The following is an 18,087-nucleotide window of genomic DNA, read 5'->3' on the forward strand; positions in this document are numbered from 1 at the left end:
AAGCACTGTGATTATGGCAGGATCACAAGCTAGAGTAATGACTCGAATCCTAACTCCCCCCAATGTTGTATCACCCTCTGTGATCATGACTATCCTTAACTATCCCCCTACTCGCCTCCCGCAAGCCGGAACGACTTCAGCGTCTTATCCAGATCGGCCTGCTGTACGGAAGTCGCGTTGGCGTCGTTCAGGGATACGGTGAGGGTATAGACCAGATCATTGTTGCCAAAAACCACTTGCTGCGTTTGCACAGGGATGCCGCCTTTAGTCTGGCGGACAGTCAGCAGGGTAGCGGGAACTCCGGCAAAGGTGGTTTCCTCTTCCTTGATGAGCTGCGGGCCTTTAGGGTCGTTTTTGCTGTTCTTGTAATAGCTCTGCAGCAAACCTACGGCATAGTCCACTGAACCCTCCGGGCTTGCATTGATCAGGAAACGCCCGCCGGTGAAGCGGTACTCCACGGTCTGGGTCTCAAAAACATCCTGATACGGTATCCACAGCCGTGGAATATCGATGCTGTAGCCGTAGGTTTTGGAGCTTTTGGTTACAGCCTGGCTGCGGAGCGCCGGGTAATCCTCCGTCTCCAGTCTGCCGAAATTCTCTTTGATCCGGTCAAAATCAATATCTATGGAGCCTAAGATTGTCTTGAACCTCGCCTTGTCCTCGTCCTGCCCCGCCGCAGCCAGATATTCCACGTAATAGCGGTACCCGGACTTTTGCAGCAGGATCTGGTATTTGGTGCTCCAGCCGCTGCCTGGATTCAACCTCGTTTCTTTCACGAGCGCCGGTTCACCGGAAACTTCCGCCTTCACAGCGTCCTGTATGGCATAGGCGTCGGCCACATAGGTGTCTTTTATCTGCGAATCCAGATCTTTGCTCCAGCTCTCCAGTGTAGACCCTGACGGGGCGGAAGTGACCTTTACCCGCAGATAGCTTCCTTTTGTGCTCTCGTAGTTGAGGTGCTGGTCATCCATACTCCAATCCGCAGGCACCTGTAGCGATAAGCCATAATCGTCGTTGTAGCCTTCGCGCAATCCGTTTTTGACCGTTGAAAGATCGCGGATGCTTCTATCTTCGGCGTTGAATGAAGGTTGGAATGAGTTCAGCAGTGAAGCATATTTGTTCAGATCCTTGTAATTGGCTGCCGTATCATCGGTCAGATAGATTTCAAACAATCTTCCGCCGTTATAATACTGCCTTCCTTCCCATAAAGCACCGCTGGTGTCCTTACTGACAATACGCGCGTAGGGCACTGCCGCATCCGGAAAAGCCCCCCGGTCCAGCACAGTCTCCCCGCCTTCTTGCGCCTCACGGACCAGCCTGTCCAGCAGTTCTTCCGGATCTGCAGCTTTTTCGAGCGGTGAGGCATGAACCTCCAGGTAATACTTATTCTCCGCACTCGTAAAGGTGGCTACACTTTCATTGCCGCCACTGTCACCGACCACAAGACCCGGCGGATAATTCAGGCTCCAGCGATAGTAACTGTTGCCTATCCGGGTTTTGCCGACATCGCTGTCAATGCCGCCGGTTTCCGGCGCGTCTTCTTCACTCGCTGATGAAGTAAGTGTCACAAGTAGCCCTCCGCCGCTGGCGGGAGATATGCGCGCTCCCAGCACTCCGGCCACAAAACGCAGCGGCACCAGCAGTGTTCCATCTACGATACGCGGCGGAACAGGCAGTGTGACCTTGACTCCATCCTTCCAGGCGGTTGTGCTGCCAATGGTCATCGCCCCGGTATGGGGTCCGTACATCACTTTCACCACATCGTCCCCTTCAAGGGAGACTGTGCTGCCGAAGGCTTTTTTGAATACTCCCAGCGGGACGAGCACCACTCCGTTATCCTCTATGGGCTTTTGAATCACAGCCTTCTCACCGTTAACGGTTGCAGCTGTGCTCCCGGCTTTGAGGCTCAGCTGCAGCAGCTTCTGCTCCGCTGCCTGTACTTCCCGGATGGGCAGCCATGCCAGCAACAGCAGCACTGCCAGTAATGTGCACAACCCGCGACGCAACATTCTGCTTACAGTGGTCTGTGCCTCCACCGGGGATCTGTTATTCCTCTGTATGTGCCTCAGCATCTCCATCTCCCTCCGCCTCCCCTCCGCCGATCAGCGGGTCACCTTGACCGAGCACCAGCTTGCGGGTCACAATATCCCCGTCATGCTGCATCAGCAGCTTCACTGCCGCACCCGGCTTGTAGCCTTTGAACCATTCGTTGATATCCACCAACGAAGCAACCCGGTGACCGTCAATCGCATACAGCACGTCGCCTGCGGCAATCCCCGCCTTTTCCGCTTCCGCAGACACGACCTTCGTTACGGTCAGCGGGTCCTGCGCAGGCAGCCCGACAATCGCAGACCAGCTCTCCTCCAGCTCCAGGCCCAGACTGGGGCGTTTCACCTCTCCGTATTGGAACAGCTGATTCATGATGTACCGAACCGTATCCGCCGGAATGGAGAAGCCCATATTTTCCACGCCAACCGCAGCGTATTTCAGGCTGTTCACCCCCAGGACCTCCCCCTTCATGCTGACCAGCGGACCGCCGCTGTTGCCGGGATTAATCGCTGTATCGCTCTGGATCAGCCTGTAGGCGGCATCCACCGCACGGTTCAGTCCGCTCACCACGCCTACTGTAGCCGAGTTCCGCAAGGAGAAAGAGATAGGTGTCCCAATCGCAATCACCTTTTCCCCCACTTGAATCTTATCCGTTGCATTAGCAAACCTGGCAGGCTTCAGGGATTTGGCATTGATTCTGACCAAAGCCAGATCACTGACCTCATCCAGATAGGAGGCGGTGATGTTGTAGCTTTTAGCGTCTGATGTTACCACGACCGCATTCTTCAGCCCTTTGATGACATGGGCATTGGTTATAATCCAGCCGTCCGCTTTGACTATAATGCCGGAGCCATGGGTCAAATTGTACCGGTCATCCGGTCCACTGCCGGGGTCACCCGTATATTTGCCGATGATGCCCACCACCGAGGGGGACACCGCCTTAATGATCTGCGGCACAGCATCGGCTGTGACCGCTGTATTCTTTTTGCTGATGGCTGCCGGAGCGGCCACTTGTCCAAAATCCCCGTCAACGAAGCTCTTAACTTCACCCGCAGCCGGACTGCTGTCCGGGAATGCCGCTGCAAACGCTGAAGGTGTACCGCCTCCCGCCCCGAATAGCAGCACCCCGCACAGGAGCATGCCATGGCGCTTTTTATACATCCTTTTCCCCACTTCATCAAGCTTTCACCGGCCCTCTCCCTGTCTACAAAACTCTAAAAAATGCTTAAGTGCACTCCTGCACAATGATAAAAAGACGCCTTCAGCCACGCCAGCGGCGGTAAAGGTGTCTTTTGGGAATTTCCGACTCTGCAATTGTCTCTTTTGCCTGTACCAGGGGTGATTTTAACCCTTTCTAGCTTAACCAGTTCATCACCATCGCATAGTCCGAAACCACGAATACCAATAGGCTCACGACTCCAAAAGCAATAGCGAATTTGTTCTTCTGGGGTGCCCGCAGCAAGCGGATCACTCCAATAAAGATCAGAATGGTGAACAAAATCATAAACACATCGAAGGTATGAAATTTAGACGGCTCTTGCACGGCAGCTTCAGCAAGCAGCATGGCATTACCTCCCCGAGAGTATTGTCAAGCAAGTTCATCTATTCCATATCTCCTTCTATGTTATCGCTACCATTTGAGTGACGCAATAGAAAATGCTTAAAAAATTATGTATTTGTCACAAAAATATTTTCCGGGGTGAAACTATGCTGCACAACAGCAGTTGGGGATCTTCATTTTGCATGTGTGCATCCTTTGTCAAAGAGCTTGCTTATATCATTATTTAACGAAAATATCCTTCTTTGAATCTTATGATGGACATGCTCTGCTTATGCCTGTTCGAACTATCAGCAAGTCCTTATTTATTCATAAACAATCGTTATACCCTTTGCCACAACCCTCACTGCCTGTGACTCGCACCTGTGTTACCATCGGGCTTATGAGCGTATACAGAAAGGATGTTGGATATGGCTTACGAACCGTTATGGAGTGCTGCTCCCGAGAAACTTAACAAGTTCGAATTCGTCAAACTGCAGAAGGACGGGCTGGATGTGATCCGCACCATTATTGAAAAATATGCCTTGGAGGGCTACAGCTCCATTCCGGCCGATGACCTGGATCTGTTCAAATGGGCCGGTGTATACCAGCAAAAGCCGCGTGAAGGACATTTCATGATGCGTGTGCGTATTAATACAGGCATTATGACCTCAGACCAGGCCAGAACATTGGCGGAAATCGCCAGACGGTACGGCCGGAATCTAATTGATGTAACTACACGGCAGGCTATCCAGTTCCATTGGCTGACGGTTGAGCATCTGCCGGATATTTTCAAGCGGCTTGAAGCCGCAGGTCTCTATTCCTTCGAAGCGTGCGGCGACTGTCCACGGACCATTGTCGGCAACCCGCTGGCAGGGATTGATAAGGATGAACTGTTTGATACCACGGGTATTGTCGAGCAGTTGAATGATTTTTTCATGCTGAACCGTGATTTCTCCAACCTGCCGCGCAAATTCAAAATTTCTGTATCAGCCAACAAGTTCAATAATGCGCAGGCGGAAATTAACGATTTGGCTTTTACACCTGCGGTAAAAGTCATTGATGGCGCTCTAACCCAAGGGTTCCATCTGATGGTGGGCGGCGGACTCTCGGCCAAACCGCATCTGGCGCAAAAGCTGGATGTCTTCGTGAAGCCGGAAGAAGCGCTTAAGGTAGCTGCCGGGGTGGTTACCCTGTTCCGTGATTACGGCTACCGGGAGAAACGCCACCATGCCCGTCTGAAATTCCTCGTCGCCGACTGGGGTGCCGAGAAATTCAAAGCGAAGCTGATTGAAGCCGTAGGCGAGCTCCCATCCCGCGGAGAAGATCAGACGGTTGGGTGGCAGGCCGCTTATTTTGACGGTGTGCATCCCCAGGTCCAGGAAGGTCTCAGCTACGTAGGCCTGAACGTTCCAGTCGGCCGCTTGAACAGCGATGAGCTGGAGGAGTTGGCCGGGCTGGCCGATCAGTACGGCGAAGGTAAACTCCGCACCACCATGACCCAGAACATGATTATCAGCGGGGTACCGGATGATAAGCTTGAAGCTCTACTGGATGCCCCGGTGCTGCAGCGGCTGTCGCCAACCGCCAAAAACTTTATCAGCCGCACCGTCGCCTGCACCGGCAATGAATTCTGCAACCTGGCTCTCGTGGAGACCAAGCAGCGTGCGGTCAGTGTTGCTGCATATCTGGATGAGCATATCCATCTGGATGAGAAGCTGCGCATTCATTTCGTTGGCTGTCCCAACGCCTGCGGGCAAAAGCAGGTTGCCGATATCGGTCTGCAAGGTACGCTGATCAAAACACCGGAAGGCATGACCGATGCATTCGATATCGCAATAGGCGGGACGCTTGGCTGCGGAGACCGCGGTCCTGCGGCCGAATTCACCCGTCCGCTGAAGGGCCGGGTAAAAGGAGACCGGGTAGGCCCGGTTCTGGAGCAGCTCATCTCCTTCTACACTGAGCAGCGGCAGGAGCAGGAGAATTTCTATGCGTTCACAAACCGGGTAGGTATACCGGCATTTCAAGAACAGCTTACTGCCATTCTAGAGACTGAGTGATACAACTACAATATCCAAGGGGTACTGTCATTTGAAATATATCGAGTTCGGTATAGGCAACCGATGGATGCTGCGGACAGAAACCGAATGGAGTGATGGCACAGAGACTGAAGAAAAGGGAATTGTGCCTCCTCTCAAATTCCATTCCTTGTATATAAGAGTATGGATAAGACAAACCGTATGGATTATCGATAGTAGAGAAGGCTTCAAGCGTTCCAGAAAAACACGCAATGCCTTCAAAATTATCATTGGGATCAGCAGTTATTAAGAAAGCTGCTATGTAAAAGGGCCGTAGTGTATTGCTACGGCCCTTCCTATGCTTCGATTGCAGGACAGAAACAGTGCTGTCGCTGCAGCCATATGCTATCCGCTATACCATGTCCGAAGTCTGCAGCTCCAGGGCTTTGGTCCGCTCTGTATCGCGGATCAGTACGGGCTTCAGGTATTTCCCGGTATAGGATTCCTCCACCTCGATAATCTTCTCCGGTGTCCCCGTAGCAATCACTGTACCTCCGCCGCTACCGCCTTCCGGTCCCATGTCGATGAGATAGTCGGCAGTTTTGATCACATCGAGATTATGCTCAATGACGAGTACAGATTCACCGGAGTCCACCAGACGATGCAGCACCTCAAGCAGCCGCCCGATGTCATCCACATGCAGCCCCGTTGTCGGCTCATCCAGAATGTACAGCGTCTTGCCGGTACTGCGGCGGTACAGCTCGGAAGCCAGCTTCACGCGCTGCGCCTCGCCGCCTGACAGGGTTGTTCCCGGCTGGCCGATATTGATGTAACCTAATCCAACGTCCAGCAGAGTCTGCATCTTGCGGTGAATCTTCGGAATATTCTTAAAGAATTCAGTAGCATCTTCTACGGTCATCTCCAGCACATCGGAGATGCTTTTCCCTTTATACTTCACTTCCAGTGTTTCGCGGTTATAGCGTTTGCCTTTGCAGACCTCGCAGGGAACATAGACATCCGGCAGGAAGTGCATTTCAATCTTGATAATGCCATCCCCCCGGCAAGCTTCACAGCGTCCGCCTTTGACATTGAAGCTGAAGCGGCCTTTCTGGAAGCCGCGCACCTTGGCTTCGTTGGTCTTGGAAAAAGGTCGCGGATATCATCGAATACACCGGTATAGGTGGCCGGATTGGAACGCGGAGTCCGGCCGATTGGCGACTGGTCGATATCAATGACTTTGTCCAGATTTTCCAGACCGCGGATTTCCTTGTGCTGCCCCGGACGGACCTTGACCGCTTTGTTCAGCTGCCGGGCCAGACTCTTGTAGAGAATCTCATTCACGAGCGATGATTTGCCAGAACCCGAAACTCCGGTTACTGCTGTAAAGACACCGAGCGGAATTTTGACATTCACATTCTTCAGGTTGTTCTCCTTGGCGCCGCGGATTTCGATCCAGCGGTCATCTGTAACACGCCGTTTGGAGGTAACCGGAATAAACTTGCGTCCGCTCAGGTACTCCCCGGTCAGGGAATTCGGGTCATTCATGATCTCCTTCGGGGTGCCCTGGGCCATGACCTGCCCGCCGTGAATCCCTGCACCCGGACCAATATCAATGATATAGTCGGCCGCCATCATCGTATCTTCATCATGTTCGACTACAATCAGAGTGTTGCCCAGATCGCGCATATGCCCAAGTGTTGAGATCAGCCTGTCATTATCCCGCTGATGCAGACCAATGCTTGGTTCATCGAGAATATACAGCACGCCCATCAGGCTGGAGCCAATTTGGGTCGCCAGCCTGATCCGCTGTGCCTCACCGCCGGAGAGCGAGCCGGCCGCACGGCTAAGCGTCAGATAATTCAGTCCCACGTTGACCAGGAAGCCCAGACGGCTGCTGATTTCCTTGAGGATCAGGTGGGCAATGGCCGTTTCCTTCTCACTCAGAGCAATATTGTCAAAGAATTGGAGGCAATCCCCAATGGACAGATCAGTCACATCGGCAATATTACGGTCATTGACCGTTACGGCGAGAATTTCCTTCTTCAATCTTTTGCCTTTGCACACATGGCAAGGCTTGGCGCTCATGAAGCCTTCGATGAATTCGCGGATGCCATCGGAGGCTGTCTCACGGTAGCGCCGCTCCAGGTTGGGGATAATCCCCTCAAAGGCAACAAGCGCATCCTTCCGCTGGCCGAAGTCATTTTCATACCGGAAGCGGATCTTCTCGCTGCCTGTACCGTTCAGCAGCTTGTTCATATGATCCGGTGACAGACTGCTCACGGGAACGTTCTGCGGAATTCCGAAATGCTCGCATACGGATTTCAGGAATTGCGGATAGTAGTTCGATGTGCTGCCTGTCCAGGCCAGAAAAGCGCCCTCTTCAATGCTTTTCCCCTGATCTGGAATTAAAAGGTCTGGATCGACAACCATCTTCATCCCAAGTCCATCGCATTCCGGGCAGGCTCCAAAGGGGCTGTTGAACGAGAACATGCGCGGTGCAAGCTCTTCGATGCTGAACCCGCAAACCGGGCAGGCAAAGCTTGAGCTGAACAGCAGTTCCTCCTGGCCGATGATGTCGACCAGAATTTGCCCGCCGGAAAGCTTGAGCGCGGTCTCCAGAGAGTCGGTCAGCCGCGTCTGCACGTCATCCTTGATCACGATCCGGTCAACTACAACCTCAATGGTATGCTTCTTGTTCTTCTCCAGCACGATATCCTCAGTGACTTCACGCAGCTCGCCATCCACACGCACACGGACAAAGCCCTGCTTCGAGATATCACTGAACAGTCCCTTGTGTTCACCCTTGCGGCCGGAGATCACCGGCGCCAGAATCTGCAGCCGGGTTTTCTCAGGATACTGCATGATCCGGTCCACCATCTGCTCAACGGTCTGGGACGTAATCTCGATGCCATGATCCGGGCAGTGCGGATGCCCGATCCGGGCGAACAGCAGCCGCAGATAGTCATAAATTTCCGTTACCGTGCCCACGGTCGAACGCGGGTTGCGGCTTGTTGTCTTCTGGTCAATGGATATTGCCGGAGACAACCCGTCAATGGAGTCGACATCCGGCTTCTCCATCTGCCCAAGGAACTGCCTGGCATAGGCCGACAGGGACTCTACATAACGGCGCTGTCCTTCAGCGTAGATCGTATCGAACGCCAGCGACGATTTGCCGGAGCCGCTAAGTCCCGTCAGCACGACGAAGCGGTCACGCGGAATCGTTACGTCAATGTTCTTAAGATTGTGCGCTCGCGCACCTTTAATTACAATATTTTCGTTCGCCAACGGTATAACCTCCTAAAAACCTTTTAAATTAAATAAATATTTTCCTGAAAAAATTTTCGATCCCTCCCAAACCCTCCCTTAGCCAAGGGAGGGCCCCAAGGGTTGCACCCTCTGGACACCCGCAAGGCTGCTGGCGAGAGAGCTGGAGAGAATGGACCTAGCTAGTGTGACGAAAGGAGCGCTTGTCCCTACGGGACCGCTGAAATGTGGGCGCTCCAGGGAAAACCGCTGTCCCTTCGGGATGCGCAAAGTGCCTCAACTGCGGGCTGTCCCTTCGGGATGCGCAAAGTGCTTTAAGTGCAGGCTGTCCCTTCGGGATGCGCAAGGGCGACATTTATTTAAAAAGAACGGCCTGGACAGCGCCGTCCTGTACTTGCGGATCAACCAAGAGTGTGGCTGGGGGAGTATTACTCGGCCCGCAGCTCCAGAAGTGCATCGCGCAGCTCGGCGGCGCGCTCGAATTGCAGGTTCTTGGCAGCATCCTTCATCTCAGCCTCCAGACGCTGCATCAGGCTTTGGCGGTCCTTCTTGCTCATCTTGCCTCCCACGCCGGTGAGATACTCTGCTTTGGACTCGGCGACCTTCGTCGCCTCGATGATATCGCGCACTTTCTTGTTGATCGTTGTTGGGGTGATGCCATGCTTCTCGTTGTAGGCAATCTGCGTTTCCCGGCGGCGCTGGGTTTCGGTCATAGCCTTTTCCATGGATTCCGTGATATGGTCACCATACATAATTACCCGGCCGCTGGAGTTGCGGGCCGCACGGCCGATGGTCTGAATCAGCGAACGCTCCGAGCGGAGGAAGCCCTCCTTGTCGGCATCGAGAATCGCAACCAGGGATACCTCGGGCAAATCAAGCCCTTCCCGCAAGAGGTTGATCCCCACAAGAACATGGAAGGTGCCCAGCCGGAGATCGCGCAGAATCGCCATGCGCTCCAGCGTCTTGATGTCGGAATGCATGTAGCGCACCTTGATGCCGATTTCCTTGAAATAATCGGTCAGGTCCTCGGACATTTTCTTCGTCAGAGTTGTAACCAGCACACGCTCGTCACGCTCCACCCGTTCACGGATTTCGCTGATCAGATCATCAATCTGCCCCTCAGTCGGGCGCACCTCGATAATCGGGTCCAAAAGACCGGTAGGACGGATGATCTGCTCAACCATAGTATCGCAGTGCTCCAATTCATATGGGCCGGGTGTGGCTGACACATATACGATCTGATTCACCTTGTCTTCGAATTCCTCAAACTGCAGCGGCCGGTTGTCGAGCGCGGACGGCAGGCGGAAGCCATGCTCAACGAGAACAGTCTTGCGTGCCCGGTCGCCGTTGTACATCGCCCGGATCTGCGGCAAGGTCACATGGGATTCGTCGATTACAATCAGCATGTCATCTGGGAAATAATCCAGCAGTGTATATGGTGTTGCTCCAGGCTCACGGAAGGTAAGCGGTCCGGAATAGTTCTCGATACCTGAACAAAAGCCGACTTCCTTCATCATCTCGATGTCGTAACGGGTGCGCTGCTCCAGCCGCTGGGCCTCCAGCAGCTTGCCGGCGTCCCGGAGTACGGCCAGCCGTTCTTCCAGTTCCCGCTCAATATTGACAAGAGCCACGCGCATCGTTTCCTCTTGGGTAACAAAGTGGGAGGCCGGGAAAATCGCCACATGGTCGCGTTCCCCGATCAACTCTCCGGTCAACACGTCAATTTCGGTAATGCGCTCGATCTCATCACCGAACAGCTCTACACGGATAGCATGCTCGCCCTGCGAGGCCGGGAAAATCTCTACCACATCACCGCGCACACGAAATGTGCCCCGCACAAAGTTAATGTCGTTGCGCTGATACTGGATATCCACGAGCCGGCTCAGTATCTGGTTCCGAGGCTTCTCCATCCCCACCCGCAGCGACAGCAGCAGGCTTCCATATTCCTTCGGCGAGCCGAGGCCGTAAATGCAGGAGACGCTGGCGACAATAATAACGTCACGCCGTTCGAACAAGGAACTGGTCGCGGAGTGACGCAGCTTATCTATTTCTTCATTGATGCTGGAATCTTTCTCGATGTAGGTGTCGGAGGAGGGAATGTACGCCTCTGGCTGGTAGTAATCATAGTAACTGACGAAGTAGTCTACCGAATTGCTTGGAAAAAACTCCTTGAACTCACTCGCCAGCTGGGCAGCCAGCGTCTTGTTGTGTGCAATAACCAGCGTAGGCCGGTTCAGCTTGGAAATCATTTGTGCGATGGTAAAGGTCTTCCCTGTACCGGTCGCTCCCAGCAGCGTCTGGTGCTTCTTGCCCTGCCGGATGCCGTCTACTAATTCTTGTATGGCATGAGGCTGATCGCCCTGGGGTGTATACTCAGACTCCAATTGAAAAGTCTGCGTACTGACGACAATATCACTCATTTGCCCGTCTCCCCTCTATCGTCTAAAATATATGAATATATTATAATTGTGGCCCGATGATTCTCTCTCCATACTGCTCTGAAATATATGGAAGATAAGAATACTTGTTCCCGTTTATTATACAGTGTTGCCCAGATTCATGCAAACCATAATATATAGAAATTTAAGGAGCTTGAACTAATGGATATCACTTCAATTATCGGCCTGCTGGCCGGTCTGGCTGCGCTGGTCGGCGGCTTTTTTTGGGAAGGCGGAAGCCTGTCCGGGCTGCTCCAGCTGAATGCAGCGCTTATTGTATTCGGAGGTACGCTTGCCGCCGTAATGGTCAGCTTCCCGGCCTCCAGACTGCGTTCCGTGCCTGCGGCGCTGCGGCTGGCTTTTGGCAGACATGCGGACACTACGGAAGAACAAGCCGAAGAGCTGATCTCCATGGCAGCCGTGACAAGACGCAGCGGTGTACTGGCTCTGGAGAAGCGAGCCGAAGAGCATCCCGACCCCTTTACCAGCGAGGGTCTTATGCTCATTGTTGACGGTACAGACCCCGAACAGGTCCGGCAGATTCTGGAGCTGGAGATGGACGCCAAGGAGCTGAAATACGAAGGCTATGCCAAAATTTTTGAAGCCGCAGGCGGTTATGCGCCCACCATGGGCATCATCGGCACGGTCATGGGGCTGATTCGCGTACTCAGCAATCTTACCGATCCCTCCAATTTGGGAGCATCGATCGCAGTTGCCTTTACGGCAACGCTGTATGGTGTAGCCAGTGCTAATCTAATATTTTTACCCATTGCCTCCAAAATCAAATCCCGCAGCCAAAGCGAGCTGGGTTCGATGGAGATGCTTATGGTAGGCATTCTTGCCCTGCAGAACGGGGACCATCCCCAGCTTGTGCGCAAAAAGCTTCGTTCATTCCTGAACAGGTCCGCCGGAGAACGCAGCACCGGCAATACACGAGGCCTGTCATGAGACAAAGAAACCGGAGAAAACCCCGCGCGGGAGGCCGGGAAAGCCGCGACCGCTGGATGATCACCTATGCGGATCTTATTACGCTGCTGCTGATTTTTTTCGTAATTTTGTATGCGATGAGCAGTCTGGACACTCAGAAATTCAATATTGTGACCGGTGCCTTATCGGACACCTTTAAAAGCGGAAATCCGGTGCTGGAGGGGGGAACGGCGTACTGGATGGTCAAAAAGGAATAACGTCCGAAGGAACAGGCAACGGGCAGAAGAGTGAACCCGGAGACGATGCTGAATCCGGTATGAATCAGGAGCAGCAGAATGCAGGCGGCAGCCCGGCAGCCAGCCCCCCTCCAGAAGGCACACCGCCTTCGGCGCGTGAACAAGCCTTCCGCGACCAGGAAGCGAAGCTTGCTGCGCTGATGGGCGTCATCACCAAATATGTTGAAGACAATAACCTGGGCGGCCAGATCTTTGTGGCGGACAAGCCTCAGGGTATCGCAATTACGCTCAGCGACCGCTATCTGTTCGATGCCGGCAGAGCCGAGCTCAAGGCGCCGGCGTTTCCCGCGCTGCGGCAGCTGTCAGGCCTGTTCCGCGGGATTGGAGCCACGATCAGCATCGAAGGCCATACGGATGATACCCCAGTATCGGCAGGCTCACGTTATAATGACAACTGGGAATTGTCCGGTGCCCGCGCCCTTTCGGTGCTGCGCTTCTTTTTAGATAATGAGGGGCTCAGTCCCGGTAAGTTTCAGTATGCCGGGTATGCGGATACCCGTCCTGCTGTCAGCAACTCCACCCCGGAAGGCCGGCAGAAAAACCGCCGCGTTGAGATTACAGTCCTGCGGCAGCTTCAGGAAGAAGAGTAGCTCACCTGTCAACTCAGAGAGCAGCAGGACTTCTCCTCCCGGTATTCCACATTAAAATATCACAAAAAGACAGACCTCACACATTAGTTACACTTAATGTGATGAGAAAGGTCTGCCTTTTTGGTGAGCCGGAAAACCGCTGTCTTCCGGGTATTTATTCCCCGATTAATTCGCGGTAAGCTGCCGCATCAAGCAGCCCGGACGCCGCTTCCGCAAACTCCCCGCTGATTTCCAGCTCAAAAATCCATCCGCCGCTGTACGGCTGATCGTTAATCAATTCCGGGCTGGCTTCCAGTGTGTCATTGATTTTGGTCACAGTTCCCGATACCGGGGAGTAAAGCTCCGACACCGTCTTGACGGATTCAATGCTGCCCACGCTGTCGCCCGCAGAGATAGCCGCCCCAACCTCAGGAAATTCCACAAATACGATATCGCCAAGCAGATGCTGGGCATGATCCGTTATCCCGATACGCACTACGCGCCCTTCACCCTGCTGCGCCCATTCGTGCTCTTCGCTGTACAGCAGGTTGTCTAGCACTTCACTCATTCTTAAGCCGCCTCTTTTCCAAATTTGGAGTTTGTAAAATTAGTTATAGACTAAGTTATCGCGCCGCTCAATGTCAATATAACTAACAGGAAAATAAAATTTGTCATCTTTTTGACGTTTTTTTGTTGACAGCGGAGTTGTATACCCGGTTTAATGGAGTCAGTAGAAAACAATACGGTTTGCGAATGATGGCATAGGGAGAGACTGTCTCACAGGAAGACAGCGCCGAAGGAGTAAGCCCGGGAGGGTGAATCTCTCAGGCAAAAGGACCTTTGCCGGACGCATCTCTGGAGAGCTATCGGGACTCTGCCTCGCAGGGTCCGGATCACCAACGGGGAAACCTGCACGCCGGGCGGCAGGGTAACTCTCAGGTACCAAGGACAGAGCGAAGGACTTATATGCGGGTTATGCATATTTGTCCTTTGCCTGTCCTTTTTCGCATGTAATCAGACAAGGGAGTGAGCAGATGGAAGCTTTGAAAAGAACGCCTTTTTACGATCTCTACTCCGCCTACGCGGAGTCCAGATGTATTGATTTCGGCGGCTGGGAGCTGCCGGTGCAGTTCACGGGAATCGTGAAGGAGCATGAGGCCGTCCGCCAGCAGGCCGGACTGTTCGATGTATCGCATATGGGTGAATTCATGGTCAGCGGCAGCGGCTCTGAAGCCTTCCTGCAGCTGATGACCACCAACGATGTCAGCCGTCTTCAGGATGGCGGTGCGCAGTATACGCTGATGCTCTACCCAACCGGCGGAGTCGTCGATGATCTCCTGGTCTACCGCCTCGGCGAAGAGCGATACATGCTGGTCGTCAACGCCTCCAATATCGATAAGGATTTCCAGTGGCTGCAGGAGCATCTTACCGCTGAATTCAGCGGAGTGACGCTGACAAATGTCTCGGATGAGACGCTGCTGCTCGCGCTGCAGGGCCCTCTGGCCGAGACGATCCTGGCCGAAGTGACCTCAGCTCCCATCGCAGAGCTTGCCCCCTTCCATTTCATTGAGCGCGCCGTAGTCTGCGGCGTAGAGGTCCTGCTCTCCCGCACCGGATATACCGGGGAGGACGGATTCGAGCTGTACGCCCCGCTGGACACAGCGGCTGTGCTGTGGAACGGCCTGCTTGCCGCAGGCGCCCCGCACGGCCTGACTCCCGCCGGGCTTGGCGCACGCGATACGCTGCGTTTTGAAGCAAAGCTGCCGCTGTACGGCCAGGAGCTGTCGGCGGATATTACACCGCTGGAAGCCGGAGTCCAGTTCTTCGTGAAGTTGGACAAAGCCGGTTTCATCGGCAGAGACGCGCTGCTGAAGCAGAAGGAATCCGGACTGCCCCGCCGCCTCGTAGGCCTCGAAATGATCGACCGCGGCATTCCGCGCTCCCATTATCCGGTCTATGCGGATGGTGTCAAGATCGGGGAGGTTACCACAGGCACACAGTCCCCGACACTGAAACGCAATCTGGGCCTTGCCCTGTTGGATGCCGCCTATACAGAAACCGGAACAGAGGTTTATGTGGAGATCCGCGGCAAGCAGCTTAAGGCGGCCGTGGTCAAAACGCCATTTTATAAAAAGAGCCAAGGAGTGAAGCCGCAATGAAGCACCGTTATCTGCCGATGACTGAACAAGACCGCAAGGAGATGATGGAAGCTGTCGGGATTCAGTCCGTGGAGGAGCTGTTCGCCGATATCCCGCAATCCGTCCGCTATCAGGGAACGATGCCGATGTCAGAGGCGCTGGATGAATACACCTTGCTGCGCCATATGAAAGAGTTGTCCGACAAAAACGCCAGCTTCGACACCCACGCCAGCTTCCTCGGCGCCGGGCTGTATGACCACCATATCCCCGTTGTCATTAATCATGTCATTTCCCGCTCGGAATTCTATACGGCATACACGCCTTATCAGCCGGAGATCAGCCAGGGCGAGCTGCAGGCGGTCTTTGAATTCCAGTCCTATATCTGTGAGCTGACCGGCATGAAGGTCGCCAATGCCAGTATGTACGATGGCGCGACCGCCTTCTCGGAGGCCGCTGTGCTTGCCGCCGGTGCGACAAAACGCAAAAAGCTGGTCGTCTCCCGGACCGTACATCCGGAAGCCCGCCAGGTGCTGCGCACCTCTGCAGGGGCTTGGGGCCTGGATGTTGTAGAAATAGACTACAAAGACGGAGTGACGGATGGGGCGAAACTCGCCGCCGCAATTGACGGCGACACAGCTGCCGTGCTCGTGCAGTCGCCGAACTTCTTCGGCGCGATAGAAGACCTGGGCGCCATTGAGCCGCTGATCCATGCCGTCAAAGGCCTGCTCGTGGTCAGCGCCAACCCGCTGGCTCTCGGCATCCTCGAATCGCCGGGCAAGCTTGGCGCCGACATCGTAGTCGGTGACGCGCAGCCGCTTGGCATTCCGGCTTCACTCGGCGGACCAACCTGCGGCTTCTTTGCCGTAGCCGAGCCGCTCATGCGCCGCATGCCGGGCCGGATTGTCGGCCAGACCGTTGACCGGAACGGCAAGCGCGGCTTCGTGCTGACGCTGCAGGCCCGCGAGCAGCATATCCGCCGCGAAAAAGCGACCTCCAACATCTGCTCCAACCAGGCGCTGCTTGCGCTGTGCGCTTCCGTCTATCTGTCCGTAATGGGCAAAGAGGGCATGCGCGAGGTTGGGGAGCTGAACATCCGCAAGAGCCATTACGCAGCCGGCAAGCTCGGGGAGCTGGCCGGTGCTGCCCTGGCGTTTACCGCACCGTTCTTCAATGAATTTGTCCTGAAGCTGCCGGAAGGCGCAAGCGTCAGCGGGATCAATGCCAAGCTGCTGGAGCAAGGCTACCTTGGCGGCTATGATCTGGGCCGGGATTATCCTGAGCTGGCCGGACATATGCTGGTTGCCGTGACCGAGAAACGAAGCAAAACGGAAATTGACCAATTTAGAGGCGCACTGGAGGGCTGTATATGAAACCGGAGCAAAGTCTGATCTTCGAGCTTAGCCGTCCCGGCCGCTCGGCCTATTCCCTGCCGCAGTGCGATGTTCCGCAGGAAGAAAGCATCGATGCGCTGATTCCGGCAGGGCTGCTGCGCAGCGAGCCGGCAGTCTTGCCGGAGGTATCGGAGGTGGATGTCATCCGCCACTACACCGCGCTTTCCCGCCGCAACTTCGGCGTCGACAACGGCTTTTATCCGCTCGGCTCCTGCACGATGAAATACAATCCGAAGATTAATGAGGATGTCGCCCGCTTCCCCGGCCTGGCCAAGATTCACCCGTACCAGCCGGAGGAGAGCATTCAGGGTGCACTCGAACTGATGCATACGCTGCAAAAGGATCTGGCGGCCCTGACCGGCATGGATGCCGTGTCCCTGCAGCCAGCCGCCGGGGCCCATGGTGAATGGACCGGACTGATGATGATCCGCGCCTACCATGAGAGCCGCGGCGAAACCCGCTCCAAGGTCATCGTGCCGGATTCCTCGCACGGCACGAACCCGGCCAGCGCTTCTGCGGCCGGACTGGAGACGGTAACGATCCCTTCCAACGATAAAGGGATGGTCGATCTGGCGGCTCTGAAAGCAGCTGTCGGCAGCGACACGGCGGCCCTGATGCTGACCAACCCGAGCACCCTCGGCTTGTTCGAGACGCAAATCGTGGAGATCGCCCGGATTGTACACGAAGCCGGCGGCCTGCTCTATTACGATGGAGCGAACTCCAATGCAATTATGGGCATTACCCGCCCCGGCGACATGGGCTTTGACGTCGTGCATTTGAATCTGCATAAAACCATGAGCACCCCGCACGGCGGCGGCGGCCCGGGAGCCGGACCGGTAGGCGTAAAGGCGAAGCTTATTCCGTTCCTGCCGCAGCCGACAGTGGCCCAAAACGAAGACAGCAGCTACTCGCTGAACTACGGCGGCCCGGAATCCATCGGGCGCGTCAAAGCCTTTTACGGCAACTTCGGCATCCTGGTCCGTGCCTACGCTTATATCCGCACCTACGGACCGGATGGACTGCGCGAGGTATCCGAGAACGCTGTGCTGAACGCTAATTATATGATGCACCGGCTCGCACCGTATTTTGAAATCCCGTATCCGGGTATCTGCAAGCATGAATTTGTCATGTCCGGCAGAAACCTTAAGCAGTACGGTGTGCGCACACTGGATGTCGCCAAACGGCTGCTGGACTTCGGCTACCATCCGCCTACCGTATACTTCCCGCTAACGGTAGAAGAGTGCTTGATGATTGAGCCTACTGAAACCGAAAGCAAGGAAACACTCGACGGCTTCATTGAAACAATGATTCAGATCGTGAAGGAAGCCCAGGAAACACCGGAAATCGTTATTAATGCTCCGCATACCACGGAGATCAGCCGTCTTGACGAGACACAGGCTGCACGCAAGCCGGTGCTGAACTGCTCCTGCGGCTAAGCTTTTGGCAGTGCAATAAGCAGC

11 protein-coding genes, 2 pseudogenes and 1 riboswitch are annotated in these 18,087 nt (G+C 54.7%); of the genes and pseudogenes, 7 read left to right on the top strand and 6 right to left on the bottom strand.

Going from position 1 to position 18,087, the window contains the following annotated elements; genetic code table 11:
- Positions 1-107: 107 nt before the first annotated feature.
- The 3 genes from JI735_RS05825 to JI735_RS05835 form a co-directional block, all read right to left on the bottom strand.
- Positions 108-1,994, bottom strand: a complete 1,887-nt coding sequence (locus tag JI735_RS05825) for a stalk domain-containing protein (RefSeq protein WP_202677151.1) — start codon at positions 1,992-1,994, stop codon at positions 108-110.
- A 52-nt stretch (positions 1,995-2,046) separates the two neighbouring features.
- Positions 2,047-3,210 (bottom strand): S1C family serine protease, encoded by a 1,164-nt coding sequence (locus tag JI735_RS05830; RefSeq protein ID WP_233476268.1) that lies wholly within the window; start codon positions 3,208-3,210, stop codon positions 2,047-2,049.
- 193 nt (positions 3,211-3,403) lie between these two features.
- Positions 3,404-3,613 (bottom strand): hypothetical protein, encoded by a 210-nt coding sequence (locus tag JI735_RS05835; RefSeq protein WP_020426461.1) that lies wholly within the window; start codon positions 3,611-3,613, stop codon positions 3,404-3,406.
- A gap of 404 nt (positions 3,614-4,017) precedes the next feature.
- On the opposite strand from JI735_RS05835, the gene JI735_RS05840 reads away from it, so the two are divergent.
- Together JI735_RS05840 and JI735_RS05845 are read left to right on the top strand one after the other, a co-directional pair.
- Positions 4,018-5,646, top strand: a complete 1,629-nt coding sequence (locus JI735_RS05840; RefSeq protein WP_202677153.1) for a nitrite/sulfite reductase — start codon at positions 4,018-4,020, stop codon at positions 5,644-5,646.
- Between the two features lie 31 nt (positions 5,647-5,677).
- Positions 5,678-5,914 carry a DUF3977 family protein gene (locus JI735_RS05845; protein ID WP_039834738.1) on the top strand — a complete coding sequence of 79 codons (237 nt, stop codon included), beginning with the start codon at positions 5,678-5,680 and terminating at the stop codon, positions 5,912-5,914.
- Between the two features lie 102 nt (positions 5,915-6,016).
- Here JI735_RS05845 and uvrA read toward each other — a convergent pair.
- Together uvrA and uvrB are read right to left on the bottom strand one after the other, a co-directional pair.
- Positions 6,017-8,889 (bottom strand): annotated as a pseudogene (gene uvrA, locus JI735_RS05850) (excinuclease ABC subunit UvrA).
- Positions 8,890-9,296: 407 nt separating this feature from the next.
- Positions 9,297-11,288: an excinuclease ABC subunit UvrB gene (gene uvrB, locus JI735_RS05855; protein ID WP_202677154.1), complete on the bottom strand. Its 1,992-nt coding sequence runs from the start codon at positions 11,286-11,288 to the stop codon at positions 9,297-9,299.
- 180 nt (positions 11,289-11,468) lie between these two features.
- Between uvrB and JI735_RS05860 the strand changes: the two genes are divergently transcribed.
- Positions 11,469-12,254, top strand: coding sequence for a flagellar motor protein (locus JI735_RS05860; RefSeq protein WP_039834742.1), 786 nt, complete (start codon positions 11,469-11,471; stop codon positions 12,252-12,254).
- Positions 12,251-13,119 (top strand): annotated as a pseudogene (locus JI735_RS35360) (flagellar motor protein MotB). The gene JI735_RS05860 and the pseudogene JI735_RS35360 overlap by 4 nt, the downstream one beginning before the upstream one ends.
- A gap of 154 nt (positions 13,120-13,273) precedes the next feature.
- Here the strand turns inward: JI735_RS35360 and gcvH are convergent.
- On the bottom strand, positions 13,274-13,666 hold the full coding sequence (gene gcvH, locus JI735_RS05875) for a glycine cleavage system protein GcvH (protein ID WP_020426454.1): 393 nt from the start codon (positions 13,664-13,666) through the stop codon (positions 13,274-13,276).
- A gap of 185 nt (positions 13,667-13,851) precedes the next feature.
- A riboswitch (glycine riboswitch) is annotated at positions 13,852-13,948 on the top strand.
- 184 nt (positions 13,949-14,132) lie between these two features.
- Here gcvH and gcvT point away from each other — a divergent pair.
- The 3 genes from gcvT to gcvPB are packed head-to-tail and all read left to right on the top strand — an operon-like array spanning position 14,133 to position 18,063.
- Positions 14,133-15,257, top strand: a complete 1,125-nt coding sequence (gcvT, locus tag JI735_RS05880) for a glycine cleavage system aminomethyltransferase GcvT (protein WP_039834744.1) — start codon at positions 14,133-14,135, stop codon at positions 15,255-15,257.
- Entirely contained in the window at positions 15,254-16,606 is a 1,353-nt protein-coding gene (gene gcvPA / locus JI735_RS05885) for an aminomethyl-transferring glycine dehydrogenase subunit GcvPA (protein WP_202677158.1), read from the top strand. Before gcvT ends, gcvPA begins: the two co-directional genes overlap by 4 nt.
- The gene (gcvPB, locus tag JI735_RS05890; protein ID WP_039834747.1) at positions 16,603-18,063 is read left to right on the top strand and encodes an aminomethyl-transferring glycine dehydrogenase subunit GcvPB; all 1,461 of its coding nucleotides are present in this window, start codon (positions 16,603-16,605) and stop codon (positions 18,061-18,063) included. Before gcvPA ends, gcvPB begins: the two co-directional genes overlap by 4 nt.
- The last annotated feature ends 24 nt before the right edge of the window (positions 18,064-18,087 follow it).

The sequence above is a fragment of the Paenibacillus sonchi genome (assembly GCF_016772475.1).
Classification (GTDB): Bacteria; Bacillota; Bacilli; order Paenibacillales; family Paenibacillaceae; genus Paenibacillus_AQ; species Paenibacillus_AQ sonchi.

Coding starts and splice junctions, on each gene's coding strand:
- JI735_RS05835 (WP_020426461.1), bottom strand. CDS start 3,613: ATGCTGCTTGCTGAAGCTGCCGTGCAAGAGCCGTCTAAATTTCATACC.
- JI735_RS05830 (WP_233476268.1), bottom strand. CDS start 3,210: ATGTATAAAAAGCGCCATGGCATGCTCCTGTGCGGGGTGCTGCTATTC.
- gcvPB (WP_039834747.1), top strand. CDS start 16,603: ATGAAACCGGAGCAAAGTCTGATCTTCGAGCTTAGCCGTCCCGGCCGC.
- uvrB (WP_202677154.1), bottom strand. CDS start 11,288: ATGAGTGATATTGTCGTCAGTACGCAGACTTTTCAATTGGAGTCTGAG.
- JI735_RS05860 (WP_039834742.1), top strand. CDS start 11,469: ATGGATATCACTTCAATTATCGGCCTGCTGGCCGGTCTGGCTGCGCTG.
- gcvH (WP_020426454.1), bottom strand. CDS start 13,666: ATGAGTGAAGTGCTAGACAACCTGCTGTACAGCGAAGAGCACGAATGG.
- gcvT (WP_039834744.1), top strand. CDS start 14,133: ATGGAAGCTTTGAAAAGAACGCCTTTTTACGATCTCTACTCCGCCTAC.
- JI735_RS05840 (WP_202677153.1), top strand. CDS start 4,018: ATGGCTTACGAACCGTTATGGAGTGCTGCTCCCGAGAAACTTAACAAG.
- gcvPA (WP_202677158.1), top strand. CDS start 15,254: ATGAAGCACCGTTATCTGCCGATGACTGAACAAGACCGCAAGGAGATG.